Source organism: Pseudomonas sp. GW-45 (assembly GCF_056896675.1).
On record NZ_CM167674.1, the window covers coordinates 3,295,435 to 3,321,634 of the forward strand.

The 26,200-nt window shown below is 55.7% G+C and carries 30 protein-coding genes; 22 read left to right on the forward strand and 8 right to left on the reverse strand.

Annotation, left to right across the window (positions count from 1 at the left end; translation table 11 throughout):
* Nucleotides 1-148: 148 nt before the first annotated feature.
* From phaC to AC1XYH_RS15490, 4 genes are all read left to right on the forward strand, one after another.
* Nucleotides 149-1,828, forward strand: a complete 1,680-nt coding sequence (phaC, locus tag AC1XYH_RS15475) for a class II poly(R)-hydroxyalkanoic acid synthase (RefSeq protein ID WP_483324010.1) — start codon at nt 149-151, stop codon at nt 1,826-1,828.
* Nucleotides 1,829-1,852: 24 nt separating this feature from the next.
* Nucleotides 1,853-2,713 (forward strand): poly(3-hydroxyalkanoate) depolymerase, encoded by an 861-nt coding sequence (gene phaZ, locus AC1XYH_RS15480; RefSeq protein WP_483324011.1) that lies wholly within the window; start codon nt 1,853-1,855, stop codon nt 2,711-2,713.
* Between the two features lie 110 nt (nt 2,714-2,823).
* A complete protein-coding gene (locus tag AC1XYH_RS15485; RefSeq protein WP_483324012.1) occupies nt 2,824-4,452 on the forward strand; it encodes a PHA/PHB synthase family protein in 1,629 nt (542 codons plus the stop codon).
* Between the two features lie 8 nt (nt 4,453-4,460).
* Nucleotides 4,461-5,075: a TetR/AcrR family transcriptional regulator gene (locus AC1XYH_RS15490; RefSeq protein WP_483324013.1), complete on the forward strand. Its 615-nt coding sequence runs from the start codon at nt 4,461-4,463 to the stop codon at nt 5,073-5,075.
* Nucleotides 5,076-5,589: 514 nt separating this feature from the next.
* Here AC1XYH_RS15490 and AC1XYH_RS15495 read toward each other — a convergent pair.
* The 3 genes from AC1XYH_RS15495 to AC1XYH_RS15505 all read right to left on the reverse strand — a co-directional run bounded on the left by AC1XYH_RS15495 (nt 5,590) and on the right by AC1XYH_RS15505 (nt 7,227).
* A complete protein-coding gene (locus AC1XYH_RS15495) occupies nt 5,590-6,402 on the reverse strand; it encodes a phasin family protein (RefSeq protein WP_483324014.1) in 813 nt (270 codons plus the stop codon).
* Nucleotides 6,403-6,423: 21 nt separating this feature from the next.
* Nucleotides 6,424-6,837 (reverse strand): phasin family protein, encoded by a 414-nt coding sequence (locus AC1XYH_RS15500; protein ID WP_483324015.1) that lies wholly within the window; start codon nt 6,835-6,837, stop codon nt 6,424-6,426.
* A 114-nt stretch (nt 6,838-6,951) separates the two neighbouring features.
* Nucleotides 6,952-7,227, reverse strand: coding sequence for a polyhydroxyalkanoic acid system family protein (locus AC1XYH_RS15505; RefSeq protein WP_483324016.1), 276 nt, complete (start codon nt 7,225-7,227; stop codon nt 6,952-6,954).
* A gap of 182 nt (nt 7,228-7,409) precedes the next feature.
* On the opposite strand from AC1XYH_RS15505, the gene ubiE reads away from it, so the two are divergent.
* Genes ubiE through AC1XYH_RS15550 form a run of 9 tightly spaced genes read left to right on the forward strand, consistent with a single transcriptional unit; the run spans nt 7,410 to nt 13,355 of the window.
* Entirely contained in the window at nt 7,410-8,171 is a 762-nt protein-coding gene (gene ubiE, locus AC1XYH_RS15510) for a bifunctional demethylmenaquinone methyltransferase/2-methoxy-6-polyprenyl-1,4-benzoquinol methylase UbiE (RefSeq protein ID WP_483324017.1), read from the forward strand.
* A complete protein-coding gene (locus AC1XYH_RS15515) occupies nt 8,171-8,794 on the forward strand; it encodes a ubiquinone biosynthesis accessory factor UbiJ (protein ID WP_483324018.1) in 624 nt (207 codons plus the stop codon). Before ubiE ends, AC1XYH_RS15515 begins: the two co-directional genes overlap by 1 nt.
* Nucleotides 8,791-10,389 carry a ubiquinone biosynthesis regulatory protein kinase UbiB gene (gene ubiB, locus AC1XYH_RS15520; protein ID WP_483324019.1) on the forward strand — a complete coding sequence of 533 codons (1,599 nt, stop codon included), beginning with the start codon at nt 8,791-8,793 and terminating at the stop codon, nt 10,387-10,389. The genes AC1XYH_RS15515 and ubiB overlap by 4 nt, the downstream gene beginning before the upstream one ends.
* 54 nt (nt 10,390-10,443) lie before the next feature.
* Nucleotides 10,444-10,857: a phosphoribosyl-AMP cyclohydrolase gene (gene hisI / locus AC1XYH_RS15525; protein ID WP_483324020.1), complete on the forward strand. Its 414-nt coding sequence runs from the start codon at nt 10,444-10,446 to the stop codon at nt 10,855-10,857.
* 6 nt (nt 10,858-10,863) lie between these two features.
* The gene (locus AC1XYH_RS15530) at nt 10,864-11,193 is read left to right on the forward strand and encodes a phosphoribosyl-ATP diphosphatase (RefSeq protein ID WP_483324021.1); all 330 of its coding nucleotides are present in this window, start codon (nt 10,864-10,866) and stop codon (nt 11,191-11,193) included.
* 25 nt (nt 11,194-11,218) lie between these two features.
* Nucleotides 11,219-11,449 carry a twin-arginine translocase TatA/TatE family subunit gene (tatA, locus tag AC1XYH_RS15535; protein WP_483324022.1) on the forward strand — a complete coding sequence of 77 codons (231 nt, stop codon included), beginning with the start codon at nt 11,219-11,221 and terminating at the stop codon, nt 11,447-11,449.
* Between the two features lie 19 nt (nt 11,450-11,468).
* Nucleotides 11,469-11,879: a Sec-independent protein translocase protein TatB gene (tatB, locus tag AC1XYH_RS15540; protein WP_483324023.1), complete on the forward strand. Its 411-nt coding sequence runs from the start codon at nt 11,469-11,471 to the stop codon at nt 11,877-11,879.
* A complete protein-coding gene (gene tatC / locus AC1XYH_RS15545) occupies nt 11,866-12,651 on the forward strand; it encodes a twin-arginine translocase subunit TatC (RefSeq protein ID WP_483326398.1) in 786 nt (261 codons plus the stop codon). The genes tatB and tatC overlap by 14 nt, the downstream gene beginning before the upstream one ends.
* Nucleotides 12,648-13,355: a 16S rRNA (uracil(1498)-N(3))-methyltransferase gene (locus AC1XYH_RS15550; RefSeq protein WP_483324024.1), complete on the forward strand. Its 708-nt coding sequence runs from the start codon at nt 12,648-12,650 to the stop codon at nt 13,353-13,355. The genes tatC and AC1XYH_RS15550 overlap by 4 nt, the downstream gene beginning before the upstream one ends.
* 6 nt (nt 13,356-13,361) lie before the next feature.
* Here the strand turns inward: AC1XYH_RS15550 and AC1XYH_RS15555 are convergent, their stop codons facing one another.
* Nucleotides 13,362-15,170, reverse strand: a complete 1,809-nt coding sequence (locus AC1XYH_RS15555) for an ABC transporter transmembrane domain-containing protein (RefSeq protein ID WP_483324025.1) — start codon at nt 15,168-15,170, stop codon at nt 13,362-13,364.
* Between the two features lie 473 nt (nt 15,171-15,643).
* On the opposite strand from AC1XYH_RS15555, the gene AC1XYH_RS15560 reads away from it, so the two are divergent.
* Complete coding sequence (locus AC1XYH_RS15560; protein ID WP_483324026.1) at nt 15,644-16,198, forward strand: hypothetical protein; 555 nt, start codon at nt 15,644-15,646, stop codon at nt 16,196-16,198.
* 215 nt (nt 16,199-16,413) lie between these two features.
* Nucleotides 16,414-17,112 carry a ZIP family metal transporter gene (locus AC1XYH_RS15565; protein WP_483324027.1) on the forward strand — a complete coding sequence of 233 codons (699 nt, stop codon included), beginning with the start codon at nt 16,414-16,416 and terminating at the stop codon, nt 17,110-17,112.
* A 311-nt stretch (nt 17,113-17,423) separates the two neighbouring features.
* On the opposite strand, the gene AC1XYH_RS15570 is transcribed toward AC1XYH_RS15565, so the two are convergent.
* From AC1XYH_RS15570 to AC1XYH_RS15580, 3 genes are read right to left on the reverse strand one after another with little or no spacing between them, the layout of a single operon-like run.
* Nucleotides 17,424-17,717 (reverse strand): hypothetical protein, encoded by a 294-nt coding sequence (locus AC1XYH_RS15570; RefSeq protein WP_483324028.1) that lies wholly within the window; start codon nt 17,715-17,717, stop codon nt 17,424-17,426.
* A gap of 15 nt (nt 17,718-17,732) precedes the next feature.
* A complete protein-coding gene (locus AC1XYH_RS15575; protein WP_483324029.1) occupies nt 17,733-18,824 on the reverse strand; it encodes a hypothetical protein in 1,092 nt (363 codons plus the stop codon).
* Nucleotides 18,821-20,191: a flavin-containing monooxygenase gene (locus AC1XYH_RS15580; RefSeq protein WP_483324030.1), complete on the reverse strand. Its 1,371-nt coding sequence runs from the start codon at nt 20,189-20,191 to the stop codon at nt 18,821-18,823. The genes AC1XYH_RS15575 and AC1XYH_RS15580 overlap by 4 nt, the downstream gene beginning before the upstream one ends.
* A 411-nt stretch (nt 20,192-20,602) precedes the next feature.
* Between AC1XYH_RS15580 and AC1XYH_RS15585 the strand changes: the two genes are divergently transcribed.
* From AC1XYH_RS15585 to AC1XYH_RS15600, 4 genes are all read left to right on the forward strand, one after another.
* Entirely contained in the window at nt 20,603-20,821 is a 219-nt protein-coding gene (locus AC1XYH_RS15585; protein WP_483324031.1) for a cysteine-rich CWC family protein, read from the forward strand.
* 821 nt (nt 20,822-21,642) lie between these two features.
* Nucleotides 21,643-21,876: a hypothetical protein gene (locus AC1XYH_RS15590; RefSeq protein ID WP_483324032.1), complete on the forward strand. Its 234-nt coding sequence runs from the start codon at nt 21,643-21,645 to the stop codon at nt 21,874-21,876.
* Nucleotides 21,877-21,982: 106 nt separating this feature from the next.
* Nucleotides 21,983-22,474 (forward strand): hypothetical protein, encoded by a 492-nt coding sequence (locus tag AC1XYH_RS15595; RefSeq protein WP_483324033.1) that lies wholly within the window; start codon nt 21,983-21,985, stop codon nt 22,472-22,474.
* 258 nt (nt 22,475-22,732) lie between these two features.
* Nucleotides 22,733-22,867: a hypothetical protein gene (locus AC1XYH_RS15600; RefSeq protein WP_483324034.1), complete on the forward strand. Its 135-nt coding sequence runs from the start codon at nt 22,733-22,735 to the stop codon at nt 22,865-22,867.
* A 65-nt stretch (nt 22,868-22,932) separates the two neighbouring features.
* Here AC1XYH_RS15600 and AC1XYH_RS15605 read toward each other — a convergent pair whose 3' ends face one another.
* A complete protein-coding gene (locus AC1XYH_RS15605; protein ID WP_483324035.1) occupies nt 22,933-23,280 on the reverse strand; it encodes a hypothetical protein in 348 nt (115 codons plus the stop codon).
* A gap of 193 nt (nt 23,281-23,473) precedes the next feature.
* Here AC1XYH_RS15605 and AC1XYH_RS15610 point away from each other — a divergent pair, with 193 nt between their 5' ends.
* The 3 genes from AC1XYH_RS15610 to AC1XYH_RS15620 all read left to right on the forward strand — a co-directional run bounded on the left by AC1XYH_RS15610 (nt 23,474) and on the right by AC1XYH_RS15620 (nt 26,127).
* Entirely contained in the window at nt 23,474-24,088 is a 615-nt protein-coding gene (locus AC1XYH_RS15610) for a DUF502 domain-containing protein (protein ID WP_483324036.1), read from the forward strand.
* A gap of 113 nt (nt 24,089-24,201) precedes the next feature.
* On the forward strand, nt 24,202-25,176 hold the full coding sequence (locus AC1XYH_RS15615) for an NAD(P)H-dependent flavin oxidoreductase (RefSeq protein ID WP_483324037.1): 975 nt from the start codon (nt 24,202-24,204) through the stop codon (nt 25,174-25,176).
* 30 nt (nt 25,177-25,206) lie between these two features.
* The gene (locus AC1XYH_RS15620) at nt 25,207-26,127 is read left to right on the forward strand and encodes a hypothetical protein (RefSeq protein WP_483324038.1); all 921 of its coding nucleotides are present in this window, start codon (nt 25,207-25,209) and stop codon (nt 26,125-26,127) included.
* Nucleotides 26,128-26,200: the final 73 nt, after the last annotated feature.

A 26,200-nucleotide genomic window follows, 5' to 3' on the forward strand; every position in this document is an offset into this window, starting at 1 on the left:
CACCAATCTCGCTGCACTCCCAAAAAGACGGTTAACAGCCTCCGACCCTCGTGCTAAGTTGTCTCAAGGGTGCGACACCAGATAGCCAGATATGCCTCGCTGATGATCCGCCGCACTGGCTTCCCTGCCTCAGATTGGAGCTTTGAAAATGGGCAACAAAATAAACGACGATATAAGTCAAAAAGCGAGCGAAAGTATCCTTGGCCCCAATCCCGTGATTGGTGTGCCCACTCGTGACTTGATCAGCACCGCGCGCATGGTGATGCGCCAGACCATAAAACAGCCGGTACACAGCCTCAAGCATATTGGCCGTCTGGGTTTAGCGGTAACGGATGTGATGATTGGCCGGTCGGCGATTGCCCCCACCCCGGAAGACAAGCGCTTTGTCGATCCCACGTGGAACCAGAACCCGGTTTATCGCCGCTACATGCAGACCTACCTGGCTTGGCGAAAAGAGCTCAACACCTGGATCAGCACAGCGGACCTAGCCGAGCAGGACGTTAGTCGCGCGCAATTTGTCATCGCATTGATGACCGAGGCCATGTCGCCGACGAATACCGCTCTCAATCCAGCGGCCCTGAAACGCTTTTTCGAAACCGGCGGCAAAAGCCTGCTCGATGGTCTGACTCATCTTGCGCAAGACATCGCCCACAACGGCGGCATGCCCAGCCAGGTCAACATGAACGCCTTTGAGGTGGGTGGCAACTTGGCCGTCACCAAAGGCTCAGTGGTGTTCCGTAATGAAGTGTTGGAGCTGATCCAGTACAAGCCGCTGACCGAAGAAGTCTATGAACGCCCGGTGCTTGTGGTGCCGCCGCAAATCAACAAGTTCTACGTATTCGACCTGTCGCCAGAGAAGAGCCTGGCCCGCTACCTGTCGGTCAGCCACATGCAGACCTTCGTGGTCAGCTGGCGGAATCCGACCAAGGTACATCGCGAGTGGGGCTTGAGCACCTATATCGAAGCGCTCAAAGAAGCCATCGATGTGGTATTGAAAATCACCGGCAGCAAAGACCTGAGCATGCTCGGCGCCTGTTCTGGCGGCATTACCACTGTCTCACTGCTGGGTCACTACGCCGCACTGAAAGAGAAGAAAGTACACTCCTTCACCTTGTTGGTGAGCGTGCTGGATACGGGAATCAAAACCCAGGTCGCGCTGTTTGCCGACGAACGTTCGATCGAAGCGGCAAGGCGTATGTCCTACCAGCATGGTGTGCTGGAAGGCCGCGACATGGCCAAAATATTTGCCTGGATGCGACCCAACGATCTGGTCTGGAATTATTGGGTCAACAACTACCTGCTGGGCAATGAGCCGCCGGTATTCGACATTCTGTTCTGGAATAACGACACCACTCGCCTGCCCGCCGCACTGCATGGCGAGTTCCTGGAAATGTTCAAATCCAACCCATTGACTCGAGCAGGCGCACTGGAAGTATGCGGCACACCGATTGATCTGAAGCAGATCAAAAGCGACTGTTTCGTCATTGCCGGTTTGAATGACCACATCACGCCATGGGAAGCCTGCTATAAATCAGCGCGCCTGCTTGGCGGCAAGTGCGAATTCGTGCTTTCATCCAGCGGCCACATTCAAAGCATTCTGAATCCGCCCGGCAATCCCAAGTCCCGCTTCTTTACCAACAGCGAAATGACTGACGACTCGAAGAAGTGGCTGGAGACGGCTACCAAGCAGTCAGACTCCTGGTGGCAGCATTGGCGCGAATGGCTACATACCCGTGGCGGCAAGCGCAAAGCGGCACCAGAATTGCTTGGTAATGAAGAGTATCCAGCGCTGGAACCCGCTCCGGGCACCTACGTTCACGAACGCTAATACGCATCACTACGGGAAGCGCCCATGCCGCAGAATTATGTCTTTCGCACCATCGAGCTGGACGGTCAGTTTCTTCGAACTGCCGTCCGCCCGGGCAACAGCACCATGCCGCCCTTGCTGGTTTTCAATGGCATCGGCGCGAACCTGGAGCTGGTTTTCCCTTTCGTTGATGCGTTGGACCCGAACCTGGAAGTCATCGCGTTTGATGTGCCCGGTGTGGGCGGCTCATCGACTCCCGCGACGCCTTTTCGTTTTCCGGGTTTGGCTAAGCTGGCGGCACGTATGCTGGATTATCTGGACTACTCACAGGTTAACGTCATTGGCGTTTCCTGGGGCGGCGCACTCGCCCAACAGTTTGCTTACAGTTATCCCGAGCGCTGCAAGAAGCTCATTCTTGCAGCGACCTCTGCTGGCGCCGTCATGGTGCCAGGCCGGCCTAAAGTGCTGTTAAAAATGGCCAGCCCACGGCGTTATATACAACCCTCGCACGGGGTGAAAATTGCGCCCGATATTTACGGTGGCGCTTTCCGTCGCGATCCTCATCTCGCAGAACGACACGCGGCCAAAGTGCGCTCGTCGGGCAAGCTGGGTTACTACTGGCAGTTGTTTGCCGGTATCGGCTGGACCAGCATTCATTGGCTACACAAGATTCGCCAACCCACATTGATTCTCGCCGGCGACGACGATCCGCTGATTCCGCTGATCAACATGCGCTTGTTGGCGTGGCGTATCCCCAATTCTGAACTGCATGTGATCGACGACGGTCACTTGTTTTTGATTACCCGCGCGCAGAGCGTGGCCCCACTGATCATGACCTTCTTGTCCGAGGAAAAGCAGCCAGCGGTGATTCGCAACCAATCTCCCAGCGCCCTGATGAAGGGCTAAAGTCGGCGCCAGCTCACAAAGCGGATCAGCCGATCGCCAACGTAGCTGGTACAGCCCTGCCTTTACGGTAGACTGCGAAACAAGCCCACCATCTGGACCGGAACCCCTGGATGCGCGCAAGACCCAACGGACAAGCACTCGCAGGATCCCTGAATGCGGATCTGTCCCGGAGTCTTCTCGCCCTTTTGCGCACCACCCTGGCTCAACCCCAACATCACCAGGCCTACCTGTGCAATGTCACACGGCTCAGCCTGCTAGCCTTGCAGGGGCAGCTCGACGATAGCGCACTCGCGCACGATAAACGCTTTCAGCATGCCGGCTTGCAACACCCGTTGCCGCGCCGCTTGTTACAACTATGGCAGGCATGGCAACAACCGCTGCAGAGCTGGCTTGACGGCCTCAAGATCAGCGAGCCAGAGCGCGCTAATCTGCGCTGGTTAATGGCACAACTAAGCGCAGCGAGTGCGCCATCCAACAGCCTGCTGAACCCCGAAATCATGGCCGCCACTCACCGCAGCCGCGGAGCCAATTTGCGCCGCGGCATGGCCAATCTGTTGAGTGACCACCTGACCAAACGGCCGCTGGCGATGCCCGAACCCACCAGTGCGTATCGCATTGGCCATGAACTGGCACGAAGCCAAGGCAGCGTAATTGAGCGCCAAGCTGGCTACGAGCTGATTCATTACGCACCGCTGACCGAAAAGCAACACAGCCGCCCGTTGCTGATCATTCCGCCGCCGATTAACCGCTACTACCTGCTCGATCTGACCCCTGAAACCAGTCTGGTGCAGCATGCACTGAGCCAAGGCATCGCCGTTTACCTGATCAGCTGGCGCAACCCAAACCCCAGCCATTGTAATTGGGGGCTCGGACATTACGTACGCAGCTGCCAGCAGGCGTTGAGGACAGTACTGGAGGTCAGTAGCAGCCCACAAGCCACGCTGCTTGGCGCCTGTTCCGGCGGCATTCTTGCCAGTCTGCTGGCTGGTTGGTTGCAAGCAAGGCAAGAAGCCGACTGCCTTGCTGCGCTTAGCCTGCTGGTCACCCCACTGGACGCCCGACTACAGACCGACATTCACCGTCTCGCTGGCACCGCCACTCAGCAACAGATAAGACGCCAGGTCTGGCGACAAGGTTATTTGGATGAGCGCAGCCTTGGCAGCCTGTTTACCTGGATGAAACCGGAGCAACTACTCTGGGCGCCAGCCATCGAGCGTTACGCCTTGGGGCTTGATGCCACCTCCACCCCGGTCAGCACCTGGAGCCATGACAACACCCGGTTGCCAGCCCAATTGGTGGAAGACCTACTCGACCTGCTGGAGCGCGACCCCCTAAGCCAACCGGGCAGCCTGCAACTCAACGGTGAGTTGATTGATTGTCGGGGCTTGAGCCTGCCAAGCTGGCACCTCGCCGCCGAATACGACCACATAGTACCTTGGCGTAACGCCTTCCCTGCACTGCGCTTGGGCGGCAAAAGCGTTTTCACCCTGTGTCGCGGCGGACATGTGCAAGGCCTCTTGAGCACGCCTGGGCAACCGCGTGCTGGCTTCCGCAGCGCCGCAGTAACAGAAACACAGACTGAAGACTGGCTAGCACACGCAAGTGAGACCGAAGGTAGCTGGTGGCCAGCTTGGACCGACTGGCTTGCAGCGCACAGCGGCGCACTGCAACCGGCAATCAAGCCGACAGCCGTCGAAACGCTGGGGCCAGCCCCTGGCCGCTACGTCCACGAAATTTAAGGAACGCAATGAAAACCCGTGACCGCATCCTGCTTTGCGCCCTTGAACTCTTCAACGAAGAAGGCGAGCCGAATGTCACCACACTGGAGATGGCCAACGAACTGGACATCAGCCCCGGCAATCTTTACTACCATTTCAAGGGTAAGGAAGCCTTGCTTGAAGTACTGATCGACGACTTTCTGCTCAGCACCCGCAGCTTGCTAAGCCCAGCCGACGATCCGGACGAAGTTTCTCCGGAAGACCTGTGGTTACTGCTCCACCTATTATTTGAGGCCATAGCGACCTACCGCTTCCTGTTCCAAGATCTCTCTAATTTGATGAGTCGCTACCCCTTCATCCGCCAGGCGATGCACGCTTGGCTGCATCAGTTACAACAGTGCTTAGCCCACATCCTGTTGGTGATGCGCGCCGCCGAGCAGCTGCAATGTGACAATGCTGGGCAGCAGCGTTTGCTGGATGCGTTATGTCAGACCTGTCTGTTTTGGTTGGACTATCAACGCGTTGTGGATGTCGAAGAGCCAGACCCTGCGACCGGAGTGCAGCAGGTATTGGGGTTGTTGCTGCCGTATCTGGATGAGGAGACCGGGGAGTGGATGCAGGCTTTGATTGATCGCTATAGCTGAGAGTATGGCTTGACTATTACTCAGCACGCGCTTTTTGATTACGCTCACCTAATCGTTCTTTCTTGCGGACGCTTTTCGCCTCTAACAACTCCCCTGGGCACCCAGCTGCGCGGCCCTATGGGTTCGCTGCGTTGCTCGACCTGCCGGGGGCCCACCTAGCCGGCCGCTCAGACACCGCGAGGACCTTTTTCCCGGCAGCTCTGTGCTACTCGCCCGCTCAAATGGGATTTAGGAGTACGTGCAACAGGACAGTTACGTGGTCAAACCGTACAACCAACCCTGAGACCACACCATGCTCAGCCTAATCACTATTCCAAGCTACCGAGTAACGCAGCATTTGAGCGAAAGACCTGTGAAACAAAGCACAGTAACGAGCAAAAAACCGCATGAAAGCCTTCTCAAACCCGCTTGTGACAAAACTCGCCTGGTATAAATCAACGATTCAAGAACAATAAAAAACCCCGAACAGCAAAACTGTTCGGGGTTTTATTTACTGCTATCGCAACCTACCGAATCAAGACTCGCTAGGCTTCGGCACAGGAGCTGCGGCCGGGGCCGGAGCAGCTGGTGCGGACGGCTCTGCAGCTTTCACTGCAGCGGGCGTCGCTTTCGGCTTAGCGGGGGCCTTGGGCTTTGCTGCTGCCCGAGGCTTGGCCGGAGCCTTACGTGCTGTCGCGGCTGGCTTAGCTGCCGCAGTACTGCTGGCACTAGACGTTGCCTTGGCAGCTGGCTTTTTAGCCGCTGGCTTGGCTGCAGGCTTAGCAGTTGCGGTGCTCTTGGCCACAGTTTTGGCTGCAGGCTTGCTCGCAGCTGCTTTAGCAACAGTGGGTTTAGCCGCTGTTGTTTTAGCCGCAGTAGCGCGTGGCTTGGCTTTGGGCGCCGCTTTGGCAGCAGGCGCTTTGCCAGAAGTCATCTGCTCAATCAGCTTGGTCAGTTGATCGACCTTACTGTTCAGAACCTTGACCTCATCACGCGAGGGCACTCCGAGGCGGGCTACAGCGCTGTTAAGGCGCTTGTCGAAGGCTTCTTCCAGCTCATTCCACTTACCGGTGATACGACCCTTGGCTTTATCGGCCTTGGTTTTCGCTTCATCCAGTGAGCTCTTGCTGGCCTTAGTTTTGCCTTTGACTGCATCGACCTTTTTATCGATCTCTGCCTTGGCTTGCTTCTCGGCTACTTCGCCGTCCTTGATCAGGTTTTCAAAGAGCTTCACGCCCTCTTTACCGACCTTGGCATACGCACCCAAGCCAGCCAACCAGATCTGACGTGAGTAACCTTCGATATCCGCAACCCAACTAGGGTCTTTATCCTTCTTCTTACCCGCCATGGAGCAACTCCTCTGTGACCGTTACTTGCTTTGCAGTGACTTGAGTGCAGCACTCAGATCATCAAGCTTAGCAGACAGCTGGTCAATGTCCTTCTTGCTCGGAATGCCGATGCGGCTAAGAGTAGAAGCGACGCGCTCGTCAAATACTTCTTCTACCTTGTTGAAACGACCGCCGGTTTTTTCCTGTACCTTTTCCTTGAAGGATTCGATACGGCTGTTAGCGGCTTCAACCTGGTTAGATACCAGCTCTTTGCCCTGCTTCTCTACAGCTTCGCCTTCGCTGACCAACTTCTTGAAGTAGTCTGCGCCTTCCTTGCCAGCTTTGGCGTATGCGCCCAGGCCAGCAAGCCAGATTTGGTGAGTGTAATTCTTCACGTCACTGGCGAAAGTGTTTGCGTTGTCTTCCAGTTTCTTAGCGGTAGTGGTCTTGGCCATGTTGGTAACTCCTGATCAATTGGTGATACTGCAATGGACCGATTACCGATCCTTGATCTGCAAGCTACGCTTCGGAATTAGAAAACACATACTAAAAACCGGACAACCGCGAAATCAGGCCAAATATTTTTGCAGTGCCTTATCAATCTCGCCTTTCACCATGCCTGCCATCGGCGTGAGCATCATGCCCAGCTTAACCACTACGCGCACATCCGAATCGGACACATGCACTGCACCATCAGCTCCGCTGCGTTTTAAGGTCAACACATCGCCTTCCCATGCACATTTAGCATCCAGTTTTTGCGCCAGCTTATCGGCCATCAACTGCGCCTGTTCTTTGGCTTTTTCTTTGCCCAGACTGTGCTCGCGGGTAATGTCTACGGTCGCCATCGGTTACTCCATGGGGTGTATCAATTGGGTGATGGTCTAGCATGCCGCAAAGCTCGGGGAACGTCATCCCGGCAATTGCGTCAGATACAGCAACAGTGGCAGCAAGCCGCACAGCTAATTCACCGCCGGGCCAGAAAAAATGGTTAGAATGGGGCCTGATTTTGCCAGGGCAGACTGATTCCATGAGTGACAAGCAGAACACCGATAACACCACCCACTTCGGCTTTCAGACCGTTGCCGAATCCGAGAAGGCGCAACGCGTCGCCGAGGTGTTTCATTCGGTCGCCGCCAAGTACGACATCATGAATGACCTGATGTCCGGCGGCGTTCACCGTATCTGGAAGCGCTTCACTATTGAGCTTTCCGGTGTACGGCCCGGTAACCGGGTTCTGGATATCGCCGGTGGCACCGGCGACCTGACCCGCCGCTTTGCCAAGCGTGTTGGCCCCGAGGGCGAAGTCATTCTGGCGGACATCAACGCCTCCATGCTCAAGGTCGGTCGTGACCGTCTGCTGGATCTGGGCATCGCCGGCAACGTGCGCTTTGTACAGGCCGATGCTGAAGCCCTGCCCTTCCCCGATAACTACTTTGACTGCATCACCATTGCTTTCGGTCTGCGCAACGTAACCCACAAAGATGCCGCCATTGCATCCATGCTGCGGGTGCTCAAGCCAGGCGGTCGCTTACTGATTTTGGAGTTTTCCAAGCCAAAGAGCGCGCTGCTGTCCAAAGCCTACGACCAATACAGCTTCAAACTGCTGCCGTTTATGGGCAAATTGGTGGCCAATGATTCCGAGAGCTATCGTTACTTGGCCGAGTCGATCCGCATGCACCCCGATCAGGAAACGCTCAAAGCCATGATGGTCGAAGCCGGTTTCGCCCGTGTCAGTTATCACAATATGACCGGCGGCATCGTCGCACTGCACCGCGGAATCAAACCCTGATGTTGCCGGCGGCACTCTTAGCCGCCGCGCAGCGCAGCATTGAGGCCGCGCTGCAACGCGATGCTTTGACCGCTAAACGCCTTGGCTCGCTGAGCGGCAAGGTCATTTTGGTGAGTGCCCGCGAGCCATCCTGGCAACTGTACCTACTACCCGCCAACGGCAGCATTCAATTGCGTGCAGAGTATGCCGGCGAGGCTGACTGCCAGCTCAGCGCGCCCAGCTCGGTACTCGCAAAGCTATTAATCAGCAACGACCGCAAAGCCTTATTACAGAATCCTGAGCTTGAACTGACTGGCGACAGTCAGGTGCTGATCAATCTACAAAACATCATCAGCGACCTACGACTCGACGGCGAAGCTGAACTCGCTCGCTGGCTCGGCCCTGTGCCCGCGCACGCCATCGGCAGCCTGCTGCGCCGCAGCCATCAATGGGGCAAAGACAGCCGCGACAGTCTGCGCCTGACGCTGGGTGAATACCTGACCGAAGAGAGCCGGCAACTGGTCGGCAACGCCGAAGCCCGCGCCAGCGCTGAACTACTTCACGAAATGCGCCTGCAGCTAGACCGGCTCGAAGCCCGCGTCGCACTGCTCAGCCCAACCAACCTGGATACACCAGACGCATGAGAATCACCGCCTTCACGCGCCTGCTGCGCATTCTGCACATTTTCACCCGTTACCGGCTCGACCAGATCCTGTTGGAACTGCCTCTACCCGCTCTCGCTCGACTCGGCCTCAAACTGGGCCCCTGGCGCCTGCGCCCCGCACCAAAAGACCTCAGCCGCGGAGCACGCCTGCGCTTAGCCTGTGAAGACCTGGGCCCGGTGTTTATCAAGTTCGGTCAAATTCTTTCCACCCGTCGCGATCTGATGCCCGACGACATCGCGCTGGAACTCGCCTTCCTGCAAGACAAAGTACCGCCCTTCCCGGCTGATCAGGCCCGCGCACGTATTGAAGAGCAGTTGGGTCAGAGCATCGAATCAGTCTTTGCCGAGTTCAGCGATGAGCCGCTCGCCTCGGCGTCCGTCGCACAGGTACACGCCGCCAAGCTGCACGATGGCTCTGACGTTGTGGTCAAGGTAGTACGCCCGGCCATCGGCGAAATCATTGACCAGGATATTCAGTGGCTCTACCTCGCCGCCCGCGCGCTAGAGCGCGTATCCGCCGAGGGGCGCCGCCTGCGCCCGGTGGAAGTGGTCGAAGACTACGAACGCACCATTTTTGACGAACTAGACCTGCACCGCGAAGCCGCCAACGCTTCGCAGCTGCGCCGTAATTTTGAAGGTTCTGAATCGCTCTACATCCCTAAAGTGTACTGGGATTGGTGCCGCCACAAAGTACTAGTGATGGAGCGCATCAGCGGCATACCGGTAACGGATCTGGCGGCGCTCGCCGACCAGCGTACCGACATGAAGAAGCTCGCAGAGCGCGGTGTAGAAATCTTCTTCACCCAGGTGTTCCGCGACAGTTTCTTCCATGCCGACATGCACCCCGGCAATATTTTTATCTCGCGCGCGCATCCGTGGGAGCCGCAGTACATTGCCATCGACTTTGGCATAGTAGGCAGCCTAACGCCGGAAGATCAGAGCTATCTGGCACGTAACCTGATGGCCTTCTTCAAACGCGACTACCGCCGCGTTGCGCAGCTGCACATCGACTCCGGCTGGATTCCTGCCGATACTCGCGTTAACGAATTTGAAGCCGCGATTCGTAGCGTTTGCGAGCCGATCTTTGAGCGTCCGCTGAGCGAGATTTCCTTTGGTCAGTTGCTGCTACGCCTGTTCCAGACGGCTCGCCGCTTCCAGATGGAGGTGCAGCCGCAGCTTGTGCTGTTGCAGAAAACCCTGCTGAACATCGAAGGCTTGGGCCGTCAGCTCTACCCCGACCTCGACCTGTGGTCAACCGCACAGCCGTACCTGGAGCGCTGGATGCGCGAGCGGATGATGCCTCAGCATCAGGCCAAGGTTTGGCAGCAGCATCTGGAGCGCGTACCGGCGCTGATCGACACCGCTCACAAGGCGCTGCAGAACATTGCCGTACAACCCACCGAGCGTCAGCCCGAACCGCAACGCAACCGTTGGGCGCTGCGCGTCGCCGGTATCGCCCTGCTGGTACTGGGTAGCAGCACCCTGGGTGGTGATCCCAATCTCTGGGTCAATGCGGCCCCTGCGCAATGGTTGCTGATTGCCGTGGGTGGGTGGTTGATTCTGCGCCGCGCGTAGTCATCCCACAGCAGAACTGGCACACTTAATAGATCAACCGATAGACGACAGGTCATGACTGATTTAACCCCTAATAGCGACTGGCTCGACAGCATCAAATGGGATGCCGACGGGCTAGTACCCGCAATAGCGCAAGACGTTCACACTCAGCGTGTATTAATGGTCGCCTGGATGAACCGCGAAGCGCTGCAACTCACCGTAAAGGAAGGTCGTGGCATCTATTGGTCACGTTCGCGCAACCGTTTATGGCGCAAGGGCGAAGAGTCCGGCAATGTACAACAGCTGCATGAACTGCGGCTCGACTGCGACGCCGATGTGATCATCCTGCAGGTTGAGCAGGTTGGCGGTATTGCCTGCCATACCGGCCGGCAAAGCTGTTTTTATCGCGTGTTAAAAGATGGCCAGTGGCACACCGTGGACGCGGTGATTAAAGACCCGGCCGATCTCTACAAGAATCCGAAAGAGTAACTCTGCATGTCTGATACCCTGAGCCAACTGGCCATCGTGCTGGAACAGCGCAAACAGGCCGCCGCTGACAGCTCCTATGTCGCCAGCCTGCATGCCAAGGGCCTGAACAAAATTCTCGAAAAAGTCGGCGAAGAGTGCACCGAAACACTGCTCGCCGCCAAGGATTGTGAACACAGCGACGACAAGTCCGATCTGATCTACGAAACAGCTGACCTATGGTTTCACTCACTGGTTATGCTCAGTCATCTTGGCCTCGGCCCAGATGATATTCTCAAGGAACTTGCACGCCGCTTCGATTTGTCCGGCCTGGACGAAAAAGCGTCGCGCTCTCAATAAGCAGGGCTAAGCCCCGGAGGTTGTAATGGGTTTTGGTGGAATCAGTTTGTGGCAGCTGTTGATCGTTCTGGCGATCGTCATTCTGCTGTTTGGTACCAAGCGTCTGAAGAACATTGGCGGCGACGTTGGCGAAGCCATCAAAGGCTTTCGCAAGTCGATGAGCGACGATGAAAAGCCATCGGTCGACAGCAAGCCGGGCGAGACCCTGGATGCCAAAGCCGAAGAGCATAAACACGACACTCAGTCCAAGCCGTAACCCCTACAGGTCCTGACCTATGTTCGACATCGGCTTTCTGGAAATGCTGGTGGTCGCGGTACTCGCCCTGCTGGTACTCGGCCCGGAACGGCTGCCCGGTGCTATCCGTACCGTAAGCCTGACTATCGGCCGCATTAAACGCGGATTCTCTGACGTACGCAGTCAGGTTGAGCGTGAAATCGGCGCGGATGAAATTCGTCAGCAGCTGCATAACGAGCGCATCATGGCCGGGCTAGATAAGCACGGCCTGAATCTCGGTAATCCGTCCAAGGGCAGCAGCAATTTGAAACCTGATGGTCAACAAAACGTCACAGAAACGCCGCAGACTACACCAGCGCCTGTGCTTACGCCCGAGCCCAACCAGACGACCGTCGATTCAGCCGCTGAAGAATCCCATGACCAGCAAGCACCCCGCCATGAGCAAACCTGACCTGCCGCCGGTAAAGACTGGCGCCGACATGCCGCTGGTCGCCCACCTGACCGAGCTGCGTTCACGCTTGCTGCGCATCGTCTGCATCTGGCTGGTGATCTTTGCTGGGCTATTTTACTTCGCGAACGATATTTACAGCTTCGTTTCCGAACCCTTACGTGCGCTGATGCCTGAAGGCACCAGCATGATCGCCACGGATGTAGCCTCGCCGTTCCTGACGCCGTTCAAACTGACGTTGATCAGCGCCCTGTTCCTGGCCATGCCCTTTGTGCTGCATCAAGTCTGGAGCTTCATCGCACCCGGCTTGTACAAACACGAAAAGCGTCTGGCAATACCACTGCTGGCGTCCAGCATCCTGCTGTTTTACAGCGGCATGGCGTTTGCCTACTTTGTGGTGTTCCCGCTGGTATTCGGCTTCTTTACTAGCGCCGCGCCGGAAGGCGTCGCGGTGATGACCGACATCAACAGCTACCTCGATTTCGTGCTGACCTTATTCATGGCGTTCGGCCTATCATTCGAGATACCCGTCGCCACCGTGCTTTTGGTATTGGCCGGCGTGGTCGATGTGCAAACACTCAGTAAGTCGCGCCCCTATGTGGTCGTCGGCTGCTTCGCGATCGGTATGGTACTGACGCCGCCAGACGTCATTTCACAGACTCTGCTCGCCGTGCCCATGTGGCTGTTGTATGAAGTCGGTATTTTGTTCAGCCGCTTTGTTCGCCCGATCAACCGGGACGTGCCGGAATCAGAGCAAGATAAACCCGCGGCATGAACCTGCTGCTGCTGGAAGATAGCGACTTTACAGATGAACAGCATGTGCGCCTGAGCGGCCGCCGCCTCACGCACATGCTGGAGATTCACCAGGTTGCTGTTGGCGATACCTTGCGGGTTGGGCGAATCAACGGCCTGATGGGGCAAGGTGAAGTCATCTCACTTGAACCACAACAGGCAGAACTACGCATCCAGCTGGACCAGCAACCGCCAGCCAAACTACCGCTTACCCTGCTGCTGGCCATGCCACGCCCGAAGATGTTTCGCCGTATCCTGCAGCACTGCGCCACCCTTGGCGTGCCTGAAATCATTTTGCTAAACAGTTACCGGGTGGAAAAAAGCTTCTGGCAAACGCCTTTTCTGCAGCCCGAGGTAGTCCGTGAGAACCTGCTGCTCGGTCTGGAACAAGCCCGCGATACCGTGCTGCCCACTGTACGCATCGAGAAGCGCTTCAAACCCTTCGTAGAAGACAGCCTGCCCGGCATCATCAATAATCAGCTCGCCCTGGTCGCACATCCCGGCGACTACCCTGCTTGCCCACGCGGCATCGATCAGCCGCTGACTCTAGCAATCGGCCCGGAGGGCGGCTGGATTCCTTACGAAGTAGAGAAACTGTTGGAAGCCGGCATGCAGCCAGTACAGCTCGGCGAACGGATTTTACGGGTAGAAACGGCAGTGACCGCGCTACTCGCGCGGCTGTACTAATCCTGCTTAGAACGCCGGGCTCGCTTCGCTAGCAGCCAACTTCATGTCTTGCTGCTGAAACTGCAAATCCGACAATCGCTTATATAAAGCACAGCTTTCAAGAAGCTCTGTATGAGTACCCTGGGCGATGATCTCTCCCTGATCCAATACCATAATCCGATCCGCATTTAGTACGGTTGCTAACCGGTGAGCGATAACCAGCGTGGTTCTGCCTTTCATCAAAGGCTCGAGCGCCGCCTGAACCTTGTTCTCACTCTCTGCATCCAGGGCGCTGGTCGCTTCGTCCAATAACAAGATGGACGCCTCTTTCAAGATGGCTCGCGCAATGGCCACTCGCTGCCGTTGCCCTCCCGACAAACGCACACCATCTTCCCCCAGACGGGTTTCATAGCCTTGGTCTAAACGCTCAATGAACTCATGCGCATTGGCTTGCTCTGCCGCCTGTTGAATAGATTGGTGGCTCGCAGCGCGATTGGCGTAGCCTAGGTTATCGTCAACCGTCTGATCGAACAGCACCGTTTCCTGAGGCACCAGCGCAAAGCGGTGGCGTAAATCGGCTAACGAGTACTGCCTGATGTCTTCTCCTGCCAAATAGATCCCACCTTGCTGCGGATCGTAAAAACGCAGCAGCAGTTCAAACAACGTCGACTTACCAGCACCCGAAGGCCCAACGAGCGCCAGCATTTCGCCCTGTTTGATCGAAAAGGACAGGTGCTTCAAAGCAGCATGATCGGGGCGCGTCGGATAACGGAACTCAACATGATCAAAACGAATCAGCTCTTCGCCTGGGGCAATAGCGTCCATCCGCTCAGATGGGAAGGCCGTCGCGCCGCTGACTATATCGCTGCGCGCACTGAGCAGTTCCATAATACGTTCCGCGGCGCCAGCAGCGCGCTGCAACTCACCCATGACTTCGGAAATCGCAGCAACGGCTCCCGCCACAATAATCGAATAGAACAGGAAGCTGGCCAGATCGCCGGCACTCATGACGCCGGAGATCACATCTTTGCCACCAAACCACAACATCACGCCAATGCCAATCATTGACAGAAAAATGACCACCAGCGTTAACCAGGAACGCTGCTGAATCCGCTTTACGCTGGCATCAAAGGCACGATCGACCGTACTGAAGAAACGCTCAATGTCATGCTGCTCGTGGGTAAAAGCCTGGACGACTTTGATGTGCCGTAACGCCTGGGACAAATAGCGCCCCACACTGGCGATCTCGTCCTGACTGTCACGGGATAAGCGCCGCACTCGACGGCCGAAATACACCACAGGCACAATCACAAAGGGCACACAGGCCAGCAAAATCAGCGTCAGCTTAAAGTGCATCACCAACAGAAACAGAATCCCGCCAATCAGCATCAAGCTGCTACGCAGGGCAATCGAAAAAGACGAGCCAATCACACTCTGCAAGAGGGTTGTATCTGCGGTAATACGCGACTGTATTTCACTCGGCGAGTTGTCTTCAAAAAACGACGGCGACAGGGTCAGCAGATGCGCGAACACCGCCTTGCGGATATCCGCCACCACGCGCTCGCCAATCCATGAGACCAGATAGAAGCGACAAAAACTGCCGATGCCCAGTAAAAAGACTAAACCCACAAAGATCATCAGCGCCTGAGTCAGCCCTGCCTCGGAGCCCGACGCCAAGCCTTGATCAATCAGAAATTGCACGCCCTTGCCCAAGCTCAGCATGGTGCCAGCGGTCACGGTCAAAGCGATAAGCGCCAGCACCATGTGGCGTCGATACGGGCGGAAAAAAGGCAGCAGAGTTCTTATTCCGCTATTGGCACTTAACGGCGCATCCATAGGTTACAACCACCACAAAGAATTAGGTGGCCTCACTATACGCCACCTGAATTTCAACAACGCGGCGACCTCAGATAAACAGGCTTGGGCACTGACTTTACGAGCGCGGCTCACAGGCCTGAACGGGGGTTATAAGGCAACCCGCAACTCGGTGATAACCCATTGAAATAAATCTTTTCCCAATCTTTCACCTGCATTACTCTTTGCTCAGGCAAGGGATCTGCCAGCTGCAATACCACTCTAGTACCGCGCTAACATTTCCCCTCAACATCGCGCCGATCCGCGTTCACCCGTGGTTAGGTAGATGCTCGCCTGCATGCACCAAAAAAATACCGACAATCCAACTACAGTCGTGGCCGGACGCCACGGAGGAGAACACTGCCGCTAGAACAAATACCGCCTCATGTGGCGGGCATTAGTCAGCCACACGCAATGCATAGCTAAATCACATAAAAAATAACGAAGAAAACACAATGAAAATATTAGGAATGCTTGTCATCGCCTCAATCTTGATGACATCCGGATGCGCCGCTTTCAAAGCCAACAACCTGCCCACCGTTGATAAAGCGAGCTACACAGTTCAGAACCAGGAAAGGGTCAAGGTATTCAGTACTTGGAAAGCCAGAGAGGGCGAAGCCATGCACAAAAACTACTTTGACGCGGCTATTCGCACATCAGGCTGCTGCGATATCGTGGGGGATCGAGATCAAGCCGATTTAGTGGTCGACGGCACCTCTGTTGATGAATTCAACAAAGCGGCACTCATACCAGCGATGATCTCCGGTTTCAGCTTCGGCGTTATTCCATCGTGGGCGAACATACCCATTCACCTCAGAGTGACCGCGACCTCTAGCGGGGAACAGCACACCTACGACCTGGCCGACTCTGCCACCATGGTGACCTGGTTACCCATGCTGCTGGCTATGCCGTTCACCGGCCACCCAGTTACAACAGAGAAGGATATGACCCAAAACGCCTACAACACCCTGGTCTCGCGAATGAAGACCGATGGCCTGCTGACCCACTGAGCAGTAGCCCGCAACGGTCGATACTCGGCCGTTGCGGGCAACAGGCAAACAAGTTTAGTTGGAATTGCATAGATGTAAGCCCACGCCATTATCCTCGCGTTAACACTACTTTTTGATTCCCGTCTAAGGCCCCACGCAAGCGGTATTGCTGACCAGAACTCCCTCCCGAATTTATCGTCTAACTTCGCACTGCCCCGTTACCAGAGTGCTAATCAATGTTACTTACCATCATTGTCGTCGTTGTTGTATCTGGTGCCTTACTGGCCGGTGCCGCTTGGGGCATTTACGGGCGGCTGCCAAAACCACTGGAGGGTTTTATTGTGGCGCTGGCCGGTGGCGCTCTGATGGTGTCGGCGGTGCTGGAACTGATTGAACCCGCGATGAAAGAAGCTCCGCTTTGGGAGGCATTCACTTTTGTGCTCTTGGGTGCGGTGGTCTTTACCGGGCTGGATTATCTGGTGAAGAAAAAATGGGGATCTGGCAAAGGCGGCGGGCTGCTAGCCGCAATCACCCTTGATGGCATCCCGGAAAACCTCGCGCTGGGCGTCGCGCTGATCGGCGCAGGGCCGTTACAGGTCGCAGCCCTGGCGGGCTCCATCCTGTTGTCCAACTTGCCGGAGGCGGCAGGCGGCGCGAAAGAGATGGCGAAGTCTGGTGCCTCCAAAGGCAAAATATTTGCACTCTGGGCTGCCACCGCCGCGCTTCTTTCCATAGCAGCGCTGGCAGGCAACATCTTTATGACAGACGTGCCGAAAGAAGTGCTCTCGTTAATTCAGTGTTTTGCGGGGGGTGCTGTAGTGGCCTCACTGGCGACCGAAGTCTTCCCAAAAGCCTTCAAAGAAGATGCGTACTGGGCCGGCATAGCCACATCAATAGGCCTTATCCTGGCGCTTTACCTGGATCAGCTAGCCTGATCGGGTTTAGAAGAGCACTACCGCATCGGTCATCGGGGCTTGGCGTTTTTGGATGAGAGCAGAGAGGGAGATAGAACCGAAAAACTGACCCGTGGCTGGTCAGCATTACCACAACATAAAACCAGTGCTGGCCTACCCAGGCGGGCGGCCAGCATGTGGCGTTTAGATCTTGGTTACAAAGGTGCGGGCCTGGTACAGCGCCAGGCCACTGAGCACGATGATAACGGCTACGGCGAGCATATCAGCCCCCGGAAAACCCCAAAAATCAGACATGGTAGCTCCTTGATGAGAGTGGTAAGTCGCACCGGTTATTAAACCAGTGCGGTATCGCGCATGCGTTGGCGGCCAAAGTCGTTAAGCCGGAACTTGAACAACACGCGGCCTTTGCCAAAATAGGCTTGATCGTCAAGCGTCTCTTCAACGCTTTCGATGATGCCGCTGGAGAACAGATCAGTCAGGGTGACGCGGGTATTACCGCGCCAGTAAGCACCGCTCAGGCCGTACTCTGCCATCAGCGCATCGGCGACCTGCCAATCCCAGATACCCACATCCTGCTGCGCATTAATCAGCTGAAGAATGCGGCCCTTCATATGCAATTTATTCATGGGTTGCTCCAATGATCACAGGTTGCTCGCATCAGCGGCGGCGTTGGCTTTTTCGCGGTCGGACGATACGGCACGGACCACTTCAAGCACGTCGTTACCTTCCGTAAACATCACAAAGCCACCGGTCACAAAGAGCACCAGGCCAGCAATGAAGTTCCACTCAGGAAACTTGAGCGTGAACGCAGCCAGGAAGATCACGGCAAACAGACCGTAGAGCGCCGCAATCGCTTGCCCGCGCCCAACACCAATCAAAGGGAACGACTTGTACCAAGAGACATAGCAGAAGGCGAAAGTAACGCCCGCCAGTGTCAGCCAGCCAATGGCAGCCCAGTTGAAGGTAGCAACGACCAATTCCACCACCGGTTGATCGGTAAAGAGGAAGATCGCTGGCAAAATCAGCAAGACCCAATACAGCACTTCAGCCGTAAAGCGCACCGTAATGCCCACATCCGGGTCAGCCACATCCAGCCCACGACCCGCGATAGCGCCTTCAACACCCCAGCCAATAGCAGCCATAGCGCCACCCAGATAACCCAACCAGCCGGCTTCGCCGGTACCGGTGATTTCAGCGATGATGCCGGGTGCGTAAACGGTCACGCCGCCCGCCAGGATGATGAAGATACCCACAGCGGCACGCCGCGTGATCTTCTCCTGATACCAGAGCCGCGCCAGCGTGGCACCGATGATGGGATACATCAGCGCCGAGATAGCCGCGAAGGCCCCGCCGATATAACCGATTGCTAGATACGAACCAAAGATCGCCATCGGCCCGCCAAAAATGGCACCGATAAAGAACCACTTGGAAATGTAACGCATCTGCCTGAGGGTGCGAACGTACTCGCCCAACTTACCCAACACCCCATTCCACACGAACAGGAAGAACAACACCGCAATGGCGTTGAAGGTGGTCAGCACCGCGGCGGCCAGCAAAAACTCGGCATTGGTGTCGTAGGTCAGGTCAATATAGGGTGCTTCAAACCAGACTGCAGAACCTGGTACATACCAGGCGCCCCAGAGTACAGCGCACCACATGGCCCACATAAAACCCCAGCGTATGCTGCTGGAGGTAAACCGCGTGCGCGCCTGACTCAGGCTAGGTTGATTCATGCAGATTCCTTTGTTGGCTTGGTTTTCTCTTCGGCGAGAAAGGCTTCCAGCGAGTCGTCCATGGCATCCATCCAGGGCGTGTGATGCACAGGCGCCAGGGTGCCGGTCAACGTAGAGCGGTAGCTCTTGTTGCGGTAACCGAGGATGTCCGCTTCCTTGTGGTGCTCCCACTCTTTGAAAATCTCAGCGACTTTAGTCACATCAAAGGCCGGGTAATCAGTCGGTTCAAGCAGATCGAGAATGTAAGCCGCCTGAAAGTCGATGGCTTCAAAGGGATCGGCCACCTGCTCTTCACGGGCAACCCAGGCGCTGGTATCTGCGGCCATCGCATCAGCTGCAGGCAGCGTGATACGACCCAGCATGATGTCGCGGGCATACCACGCCTGTGCGTCAAACATGTTGAAGGTGTAGTACTGATCCTGCATACCCAGGAAGAACAGCTTGGGATTGGCCAGCGACACTATGCCTTTGTACAAACCCTCTGGATAAAGACGGTTGTGCGTGGTCAACGTCAGCTCGTTAGGCAGGAACGGGAAGTGATGCTGATACCCGGTACACAGGATGATCGCGTCAACGTCTTTGCTGGTGCCATCCTTAAAGTGAACGGTCTTGCCGGTCACCCCGGTGAGCAAGGGCACTTCAGCGAAAGACTCCGGCCAATCAAAGCCCATTGGCTTGGTGCGATAGCTGAAGGTGACCGACTTGGCGCCGTACTTGTGGCACTGGGTGCCGATGTCTTCTGCGGAGTAGCTGCTGCCGACCAGCAGCAAATCCTTGCCCTGAAATTCGCAGGCATCGCGGAAATCATGCGCGTGCAATACACGGCCCGGGAACTGCTCAAGGCCTTCAAAGTAAGGCGCGTTAGGCGTAGAGAAATGCCCGGTCGCCACGATCACGTGATCGAATTCTTCCGTGCTCAGCTCATCCTGCTTCAGATCACGCACGGTCACCGCGAACTTGCCAGTGTCCTCGTCAAAGGCGACCCAATGCACTGCCGTGTTAAAACGGATGTGCTGGCGCATGTTGCTCTTGGCAACCCGGCCCATGATGTAATCACGCAGCACCGCGCGGGGCGGGTAAGACGGAATGGGGCGACCGAAATGCTCTTCAAAGCTGTAATCAGCAAATTCCAGGCATTCCTTGGGGCCATTCGACCAGAGATAGCGATACATACTGCCGTGCACCGGCTCACCGTAGGCATCCAGACCGGTGCGCCAGGTGTAGTTCCACAAGCCACCCCAGTCGCCCTGCTTTTCATAGCAAACGATCTCGGGGATTTCAGCACCGTCGCGACGGGCTGCTTCAAATGCACGTAGTTGGGCCAGGCCACTGGGGCCAGCGCCGAGAATGGCAACTCTGAAAGTCATAATGACTCCTTTTTTCAAGCGATGTATCGTGCGCCAGGCTAGCCATAGCCCGGCGGTGATCAAACGCGGAGAAGAGCGCGGCTCGTACCTTAAAAGGACAAGCCATCAAGCTCTGCAGTGATGCGCACTAATGTCGGATTGTCCGAAGGCGCAATAAGATGAAGGCTGTATCTGTGGTTGAAACAGAAGGCCAAGGGCGGGCAGGCCGCCGATAGAACGCGAGATCTCGAGAAACGCCAGAAGAAGACGCTCGAACTGGACAAGCAGGGGAAAAATACTTGATAACTCGTATGCCAGGGCACGCACCCTAACACATATCAGGTAACAGAGTTTTCAGCGTCGCCCGGCAAGCCCGCCAGAACCAGCGTGTAACACCCTACTCACCCGCACTGCCACGCAAAGGAAATAAAGATGCAATCGACCCGGACCGACCTTTGCCCACTGTGCGGCAACGCCAATCAATGTGACCTAGCCGCCACTGCAGATTCCAGCGCGCCTTGCTGGTGTTTCAGCACCCCTATCAGCAAAGAAGCGCTGGCCCGAGTACCCACTGATCAAGTCGACAAGGCTTGCCTGTGCCCGAGGTGTGCTGCGGGCATTGAAGCCAGCGAGGCCGCTGCGCAGCGCTAACATACCGAGAACGAATGAGTTATCTACAAAGCAGAACGGCCGTTTACGCCCGCATTAAAGGCCCCGCACTGAAACGCTCAGCACAACCCTACTCCGCGCCGGGATTAAATAACCAAAAAGCACTTTGACTGGCAACTGGCCTGCACTATGCTCAAAGCAGGGCAAGGGAACTGCCGGTACGTCACACCACCTCCAGTAAAACTCCCTTCTTAAAAGACAATGCCCTCGCGCGTTCTAACAAGACGCAACCCGAATGGGTGAGGTACTAATGCCTGCGTGAAATCTCGAAGTCGCGCGAATACATAGATGACGAAGACAGGCACTGCAAGCCGATGAATTTAAAAGAAAAAAGCAACAGGTCTGATTGTTCTGATGCGGAGTTATCTCGAACGCGCGGTTATGTATTAATGCCGCGTGCTATCTAATCACTGTTAGAGGTCTTATGGAGATCGTAGAATTTCAAGGTGCTCGGTGTTTGGAGAAGCCAGTAAAAGATTGGAAGAAGTTTGCCTGCAAGCATCTTAAGTCTGTTGTTACCGCACCTGGCAGCGATGAAGTCACTTCGATAAAACGCGTACTTCAGGATGGCAGCAGAACATCTGAGATATTTTTGATTATTAATGGTCCTATGCCAAAAGTTACGGTGCGCGAAAATTCTCCTCTCATTGAGAAAAGCGATTCCATAGTGTGCAATCAATGTTGGATTAGCGTGTATGCGTCAAGTAACCTCTAACAAGTCAAGGCAGCAACGCCACTTCGTGGCTGGACGCGCTAACGCGCGCCGCTGCTTGAGGAGTTAGAAAACCAATGGAGATCAAACCTTGAAAGATAGAATTAAGTTAAATTTAGGCGAAACTTTAAAGCAAGAAAGCCACCGTTCAAAAGGTACTATGGCTGAAACCGACATCTGGACATATGCGGTTTTGGATTCCAGCGGGAATAAAGTTGGCTCTGTAGTTCATACGGATCACACGTCAATAAAAGGTTTCAATCGCACACAGTCAGTGGAACAGCGCGATGCCACCGGAAAAATGGTAGTAGAAGTAACGTGGTAAGGTTTTCTAACAAGGCGCTGTTGTCGCCGCTATCGCGGCTGGGACGGCTTACGCTGCGCTTCAGCCGCCCCAAAGCTTGGCGTTAGCTGTAAGGGAATTTACCAACATGGTTCAAGAGCAATACTGGAAAGAGCTTTATCAGCTCAAAACACACATCGCATTTATAGAGCGACAGCTTGAGAAATCTGAAGGCATTGACAGAGCGTTGAAGATAATTTTGGCTATAGCGTCAAGTGCCAGCATAGGAGCATGGGCTATATGGAACCAATTTTCTTGGGCATGGGCTAGCATAATTGCGTTCTCCCAAGTAATTTCCGCGATCAATCCCTTTCTCCCGTACAAGAACCGAATTAGAGCTTATTCTCTGCTACTCAATGAGTTAGAAGAAATAATGATTCAGGCTGAGTTCAAGTGGCATTCAATATCTGAAGGTGAGCTGACCGCCACCGAAATTAATAAGGCTAGATTCGAAATAAGATCAGCGAAACAAAAATCACTTAAAAAACACATCCAAACAACAATTCCAACCGACAGTAAACTTCATGCTGAAGCAGAAGCCTCTGCTCAAGATTATCTTAATAATTTCTATCCTGCCTAGGAGGCAACATGTCAAAAGAAAAGAGACCTTCAACTGAGCATCATCACCCAAGGCCATTAACAGAGGAGAAAGGCCTTCAGCCTGCTAAAAATCCCCCTGTCATGCCCCAGGTAAAATCGCCGAAATCAGAGAAAGGCAGCTAACAAGCGGCTGCACCGGACAAATTTCCGCTGTCACCTTTTGTGCATAAACACGCACAAAAGCCGCCACCCAAAATTTGCTCGGTGAGCCGGGCGTTATGCTTCAGGGTATGAGTCCGTGAACTTGGGCGTCTTACGACAGGATGGCTTGCTGATTCACTTATGGAAGGTTACACCGCATCAGACCGATACGGACTATCTGGTAAAGATGGCATTACGTGACAACACCATTGCGGGATTCTGGATTCAATAATGCTTCCGTTGGTTTGAGGGGCTTTCGCCAACGGAAGGATCTAACCAGGTAGCGTAATGAGCCCCCTACTCCACCCGCACCAACTTGATGCTCATCAATCCGCCACCCTGCATCAGGGTGTTTTCATCCACAACCTTCCAGACCTCTTCAGTCTCGCCGGTCTTGAATACCAGATACCGCTCGCCAGCTGATTTTCGCTCAAAGATTTCATCAAACAGGGTGCGCTTGCCTTGCGATTCGATGTAATCCGGGCCGATCACCAGCTTGCCGCCGCTGGTCATCTCGGCAAAGGAGTTAAGCAATTCGTTATCCGAGCCGGCGCGGGTTTCGTAGACGCCTTCAAAGTCGTGGCCGCCGCAGGCGCTGAGCAGCGTGGCTAGGGCAAGAACCATCGTGTACTTGATCAACTTCATGCTGTGTTCCTTGTTGATGCCGCCGGGCGGCGGTGATTAGCGCACCATCATATCTCGGGGCCGCTGGGTTGTCGGCAGGCTATCGTTTTGGCAATAGCCTTTGGAATCTCTGTGTCGAAAATCCGCCATTGCCCGGCAAACCTTCTATGCTAAAAACACGCCCATCCCATCTGGTAACCAAGTAGGAAGAGTAATGCGTTTTATCAAAATCACCTTGATCGGCGGTGCCGTGTTTCTAATTCCGCTCATCGTGTTGCTGTTGGTGCTAGGCAAGGCGATACAGTTGATGCGCATGGTGACCGCGCCTATTAGCAAGGTCGTACCGATGGACAGCATCGCCGGTATTGCCATGGTCGACCTGCTCACCTTGTTGGCGTTGGTGCTGGTGTGCTTCGCTGCCGGCATGCTGGCTAAAAGTGCGCCGGCCAAGCGTCTTTATCACCGCTTGGATGAAGGCCTGCTGGTGTTGCCGGGTTATGCGTTTATCAAGTCGTTTGCTGATCACTTCAAGCTAGACCAGAGCGAAGCCACGCCGCTCAAGCCGGTGCTAGTGCGCTTTGATGAATTTGAGCAGCTGTGTTTTGAGGTGGAGCGGCTGGTAGACGGGCGGGTGGTGATTTTTATACCCGGTGCGCCAGACCCATGGTCGGGCTCGCTGGTGTATGTATTGGCTGACAGGGTATCCCGGCTGGAGCTATCGGTGCCTGAGGCCATTACCCATCTGCGCCGCCTGGGCCAAGGTACCAGCCGGCATAACCTGCCGATAAAAGCCGACGGCCAGGCGCCGCACCATAACCCCCATGAATAACGCGCAACCGAGTGTTTGCCCTGCTTAACCCACCCCGCCTAAACTCAGCCGGTTAGTATTTAAACCAACCGGCACCCCAATCCAAGAGGGTGCACAGGCGAGGCGCCCGCATCATGAAAACCCGTATCACAGAACTCTTTGGCATTGAGCATCCGATCATTCAAGGCGGCATGCACCACGTTGGTTACGCTGAGCTGGCCGCTGCGGTTGCCAATGCTGGCGGCCTGGGCATGATCACCGCATTGACGCAGCCGAACCCTGAAGCGCTAGCCGAAGAAATTCGCCGCTGCCGTGAAATGACCGACAAGGCGTTTGGCGTAAACCTGACCTTTTTGCCTTCGGTTAAGCAGCCTGATTACCCCGGTTACATCGAGGCGATTATCAAGGGTGGCGTGAAGGCCGTTGAGACCGCAGGCAACAATCCGGCCAAGTGGCTGCCGATCCTCAAGGAAAACGGCATCAAGGTGATTCACAAGTGCACTGCTGTGCGTCACGCGTTGAAGGCCGAGTCGATTGGTTGTGATGCCGTGAGCGTGGATGGTTTTGAGTGTGGCGGCCATCCGGGTGAAGACGACATCCCTAACTTCATTCTGCTACCACGCGCGGCAGAAGAGCTGAAAATTCCGTTTGTTGCTTCCGGCGGCATGGCTGACGGTCGTTCACTCGCGGCGGCGCTGGCATTGGGTGCAGACGGCATGAACATGGGTACGCGCTTTATCGCTACCCAGGAAGCGCCAGTACACGAAAACGTGAAGGCCGCGATTGTCGCGGCCAGCGAGCTGGATACCCGTCTGGTTATGCGCTCACTGCGCAATACCGAACGCGTGATGGTTAACGGCGCGGTCGAGCGTCTGCTGGAGAAAGAGCGCCGCCTGGGTGCCGATCTCAAGTTTGAAGACATCGTTGATGAAGTCGCCGGCGTGTACCCGAAGATCATGAAGACCGGTGATATGGATGCCGGTGCCTGGTCTTGCGGCATGGTTGCGGGCCTGATCAATGATGTGCCGACTGCCAAGGTGCTTATCGACCGCATCATGGCTGAAGCCGAAGGCATCATCCGTCAGCGTCTGGCCGGCATGCTGGGCTGATCCGTTAACCACTGTTCAAAGGAGTTGTATATGAGCTTCGAGACACCTATTTACCTTTGCGGCCCGCTGCGCGAGCCCAAACAAATGCTGGCCGATCAGGAATACAGCGGCCATACCTCGATTCACGACGACAGCATGGCTGAGAAGCTGGGCTTTCGCGCTGGCCCGATTGAAGGCCCGACGCACTTCAGTATGTTCACGCCCATGCTGGTCGAGATCTGGGGCCAGGAATGGTTTGAGCGCGGCTGCTTTTCGTCGCACTTCCAGAACATGGTGGTAGAAGGCGAACAGGTACGCGCCTTTGTCGAACGCCCTGCACCGGGCGCTACCCGTGTGCGCTGCTGGGCTGAGAAAGCCGACGGCACAGCGGTGCTGGAAGCCAGCGCCAGCATCGGCGCCGCGCCGGGCGAAAGCCTGCTGTACGAGCGCATGGCCAAGCTGCGTGCGCCAGAGAAGTTGGTGATTTTGTCTGACCTGCACGTGGGCATGAAGGGCGCGGCGGATGAGCCGGTGCGTATGGAAGCCGATCAGCATATGGGCAACCTGTATCCCTTCTCGCTGACTCAGAAGCTGGAAGGCATCACCGAGAACTCCAACTGGTATTCCGACGGCAGTGCTACGCCGTGGGGCCGTGCGGTGATCCCGACCGAGATGGTTAGCGTACTGGCGGAATACACCAGTAAGGCCGCTGAGTTTCCGGTCAAGCAACCGGTGATTGGCTTGTTTGCCGATCAGGAAATCCGCATGGTCGATGGCCCGCTGTTGGTGGGTGAGGATTACCTGATTCGCCGCGAGATCGTCGCGCTATCTGAGAGCAAGCGCACCGAGTCTTACTGGGTGCTGTCGCGTATCTATGATGCCAGCGGTGAAGTGCTCAAGGCCGAGATGCTGCTTAACCACGCGACCCTGAAACACTCCTACGCCAACTACGAGGCCGAAGCCTCGGCCTAACAGCCGATCCAGCGGCGACCGCAATGGTCGCCGCGTTGTTGTCGGGATGCCGGCGCCTTGATTGCTTTGCCAA